Source organism: Burkholderia sp. HI2714 (assembly GCF_002223085.1).
Taxonomy (GTDB): domain Bacteria; phylum Pseudomonadota; class Gammaproteobacteria; order Burkholderiales; family Burkholderiaceae; genus Burkholderia; species Burkholderia lata_D.
This window is the reverse complement of the sequence record NZ_NKFM01000104.1, coordinates 1-4114: the sequence shown is the minus strand read 5'-3', so window position 1 is coordinate 4114 and position 4114 is coordinate 1. Positions and strand designations below refer to the sequence as shown.

At 53.5% G+C, this 4114-nt stretch carries 2 protein-coding genes and 1 pseudogene; 2 read left to right on the top strand and 1 reads right to left on the bottom strand.

Annotated features, from left to right (window positions below):
- Positions 1-622: 622 nt before the first annotated feature.
- Positions 623-1510 carry a LysR family transcriptional regulator gene (locus tag CFB82_RS41030; RefSeq protein ID WP_089487903.1) on the bottom strand — a complete coding sequence of 296 codons (888 nt, stop codon included), beginning with the start codon at positions 1508-1510 and terminating at the stop codon, positions 623-625.
- A 99-nt stretch (positions 1511-1609) separates the two neighbouring features.
- Here CFB82_RS41030 and CFB82_RS41025 point away from each other — a divergent pair, with 99 nt between their 5' ends.
- Together CFB82_RS41025 and CFB82_RS41020 are read left to right on the top strand one after the other, a co-directional pair.
- Complete coding sequence (locus tag CFB82_RS41025; protein ID WP_089487902.1) at positions 1610-2359, top strand: SDR family NAD(P)-dependent oxidoreductase; 750 nt, start codon at positions 1610-1612, stop codon at positions 2357-2359.
- Between the two features lie 832 nt (positions 2360-3191).
- Positions 3192-3956 (top strand): annotated as a pseudogene (locus CFB82_RS41020) (LysR family transcriptional regulator); the annotation flags it as partial.
- Positions 3957-4114: the final 158 nt, after the last annotated feature.

Here is a 4114-nt window from a genome sequence, read left to right as displayed (position 1 = left end):
TACAGCCCGGAGCTCAATCGCATCGAGAAACTGTGGCACAAGATGAAATATGAGTGGCTGGCCTTCAAGGCGCGTGACATCCAAACCCTTGAAGAAGACGTCGATACGGTCCTTCAAGGATTCGGATCAAATTATAGATTTACTTTCTGTTGAGAGCTTACCATCATGCAACGGCAGCGGGAAAAGTTGAACTGGCAATGCACATGCCAATGCACGTGGAAAGCCCAAATCAAGCAATCGGCCTATCACTCAGGCGACGATGCCGGTCTCAAATTCCGCACCATCAATCACTCACCAGAAAATCTGATTAAGTTAAACGGAAAATATTTTTTAATTAAATTCAAAATTTTTCGTCATGAAAATGCATTTTCATCGCCCCCCCGGAACTCGATCGTCTGTATAATTATTATACCCAGCATAAATTTCGCAATTTTGATTACCGCGCCTGGACAATGGCGTTGAAATCAACGTAGCACGTCGCTAACTCTCCGGCCAGAACGGCCGCTCATATTTGGTCATTTATTGGATGTGTAATCCGTCGCGATACGATGGCGCATAATTCGCGAATTTCTATTGGTGTGGTCTATCACCCGAGGAAATTACTCGGCTCGGACATAGTTCGCTAAAGAGCGCTAGCGGCCAGTTCCGCAGCAATGAAGTCAAGGAAAACTCGGGCTCTCATTGGCAGACGGCGGCCGAATGCATGCACGGCCCGCACTGGTACAGCCAGCAACGGCACGTCTGGCAATACCAAACTTAAGCGCCCAGCGTCGAGATCAGCCTGCACAGCGGCCTTGAGCATCTGAGCGACACCTAAGCCACGTACGGCGGCGATCCTCATCGCCTCCCCACTGTCAGAATCGAAGGATCCGTCGCTCGGAAAATAATTGCCGTCAGCAAACATGAGCGGCGTCACCTGTCTGGCAAGCATGTACCGCACATGACAGTGCTGCGCAAGATCCGACACCGTGACCGGGATGCCAAACCGCGCCAGGTAATCCGGGGATGCCACAAGTACCAGGGGCAACTCAGTCAGCGGCCTAGCAAATAGACCCCCTTCCACCACATGCCCGACCCGCAGCGCCACGTCGAAACCATCCCGTACAAGGTCGACATATTGATCACTGAGACCGACATCGAGCTTGAGCTTGGGATGGCATGGCATCAACCTCGATGTGATTGCTGGCAGTAATGTGCGCCCCAGATCGCTAGGCATGCTGACTCGAAGCGTCCCAGCTGCTACTGAGGGTGCTGTTAGCACTTCTGTAGCCTCTTCCAGTTCACGTAAAAGCTGCGCAATTCGCCCGTGATATGCCCGCCCCTCTTCAGTCAGCTCAAACGAACGCGTTGACCGATGCACCAATTTAGCGCCAAGGCGTGCCTCCAATCTAGCCACACTCTTGGATACGGCCGAAGGTGAAGTGCCGAGCATCTTCGCGGCGCCGGTGAAGGAACCAGCCTCCACAGCGCGGACGAAGGCCGACAGGCCATGCAAACGTTCAATTGTCATTGATGACAGAGTGGCACGAGTGATGAGCCCATTGTAAGACTAGTGGAAGAAGCGCACTACGTTTAGATTCCCTGGCGAATCAACTTCCATGACCACATCATGAACACGCTTGCAGGAAAGGTTGCAGTCGTCACCGGCGCAAACAGCGGCATCGGATTTGCCATAGCCTCACGCTTCGCCAAAGAGGGTGCCAGTGTCGTTATCGTCGGACGCCGAGCTACCGCCGTGGATGAAGCGGTTGCACGACTAGGTAAGAATGCCACGGGTCTCACCGGTGACCTCTCCAACCTCGCAACACACGAACGTGTTGCATCACTCGTTGCCGAGCGCTTCGGGAAGGCTGATATCTACGTAGCGAATGCTGGCATGAACGTCATTACGCCATCTGACCAAGTCTCGGTTGAAGAGTATGACAGGCAGTTCACGACCAATACCAAGGCAGCCTTTTTTGGCGTGCAAAAGATCGCACCCCTGCTTAGCAACAACGGTTCAATTTTGCTGATAAGCTCTATCGCGAGCAGCAAGGTGCTGGACGGGCATACCGTCTATGCGGGAAGTAAGGCGGCGCTCGAAGCGTTCGCCCGTAACTGGGCTCTGGAGTTCAAGGAACGCCGCATCCGCGTGAATGTCATCAGTCCAGGTCCGACAAACACCCCGATCCTCGGGAAGCTTGGCATTACGGCACAGGATCGCCCTGCTTTTGAAGCCGTCATAGCGGGCGCTATTCCGTTTGGCCGACTTGGGCATTCGGAAGAAATTGCCAATGCTGCACTGTTCCTCGCAGGAGACGAGGGCAATTTCATTACCGGAGTCAACCTGCGAGTTGACGGGGGAATTTCACTAGTCTGATCCCAAGGTCGACCTGGACGAATACCAGTGACGTGAGCACCACCCTAGTTCAATCAGCGAAAAAACCTCATGCCAGTGTAATCGCCCCGTCGGCCAGGCTGCCACTGTTCACACACAATGTGACGCGATTCTACCGGGCTGCGTCAAGGTCGGTGGGGCTCCCCGGCACCCTAAAGTTTCACTGTGGATTCGTCACCTGCTCACCGAAGTCGAAGCGCATTAGCGAGGCGTCGATACGACGGAGCAATCCAAGCCCGGTGCTACGGGTGACGCCATTTCTAAGCCGAAGTGCTCGACCTCCCTGAGCGCCGCGAATCTCCCGCTTTTGCTCACCGATCCGCTGGATACTTCGCGGTATTAGGCCACCGGTCATCAGTTTGGCGTTCCCCTTGCCCATGTTTCAGTCGCCCCGTCCGGGCAAAAAACTCGGATGGTGAACAACATGACCGCTCCATCTGAATCAAGATGCCGCTTATCCATGCACTCGAGATCTTGTTGCTCTCCAGAACCATGTCGAAACCAGCTTTAAGCCCAGCCGCCTCACGTCCGGCTGCGAACGTTGCCGTGCCGACCTTAGAAGTGGCAACGCAAGGCATGCCCTAATATGACCCCGTCCATCGCCGTTAGACTCTACCCACCTCACTTCCTGGCATAGAAGCACCATACTTTGGTATTAGCTGCAGTCGTCCATATGGAAAGCACGACCAACCCCTTGAAGAATTGCCTTCTGGCTACGTGCGCGTATCCTTAAATTACGGCAACAATCGTATCGCAAACGCGATATAAATACGCCCGCCCCTCGATACTGCGTACATTAGATTTGGAGCCAACAATGAATCAAATGAATACGTCACAGGGTGGTTTCCGCCCCGGCATGCCGATTCACGCCGATTACTTGTCAAATTGTTTCGCGACAAGCTATGCAGGGATCATCGTGTTCATGGCGGTCGCAACGGAAGGGAATTTCGCCAAGGCCGGCGACCGACTTGGAATCGGGCGCTCAGCCGTTTCGCGCAATGTCCAGCGACTTGAAGAGCAGTTGAACACACGCCTGTTCCTCAGGACGACGCGGACCACTAGCCTAACCCGAGAGGGTGAACGATTCTTTGAGAACTGCAAACTTGGGGTAACCCACATCGCCGAAGCGATGAATGACATGCTCGAACTCCGCCATGGCCCACCAAGCGGTACCCTGCGCGTTTCCTCTTCCAATAGCTTTGGCCGGAATGTGGTAGCACCATTGCTGCTGAAATTTTCCGAAACTTACCCCGATATCTCGGTTGATTTGCTCTTGGATGATAAGCCCGCGGATTTCGTCACCGATCAAATCGATGTCGCATTTCGTGATGGCTACCTCGAAGACTCCAGCATCATCGCAAAGCGGCTGATACCGATGCGAATGATTGTATGTGCTTCACGTTCGTATGCCCAAAAGCGCGGCCTTCCGACAACGCTCGATGAATTGCAGCAACATGATTGCATCAACACGAGAGCCGCAACCGGCCGCGTAAACAACTGGGAGTTCGAGACAGCGGGCCAGATTAGAAAGTACTTGCCGACCTCAAAGCTGACTTTTAATGACGCGGATCTGGTGCTAAGCTCTCAACAGAAAGTAAATCTATAATTTGATCCGAATCCTTGAAGGACCGTATCGACGTCTTCTTCAAGGGTTTGGATGTCACGCGCCTTGAAGGCCAGCCACTCATATTTCATCTTGTGCCACAGTTTCTCGATGCGATTGAGCTCCGGGCTGTA

What these genes read in the sequence shown, in the direction of transcription:
- CFB82_RS41030 (WP_089487903.1), bottom strand. Translation starts at nt 1,510, where the DNA reads ATGACAATTGAACGTTTGCATGGCCTGTCGGCCTTCGTCCGCGCTGTG.
- CFB82_RS41025 (WP_089487902.1), top strand. Translation starts at nt 1,610, where the DNA reads ATGAACACGCTTGCAGGAAAGGTTGCAGTCGTCACCGGCGCAAACAGC.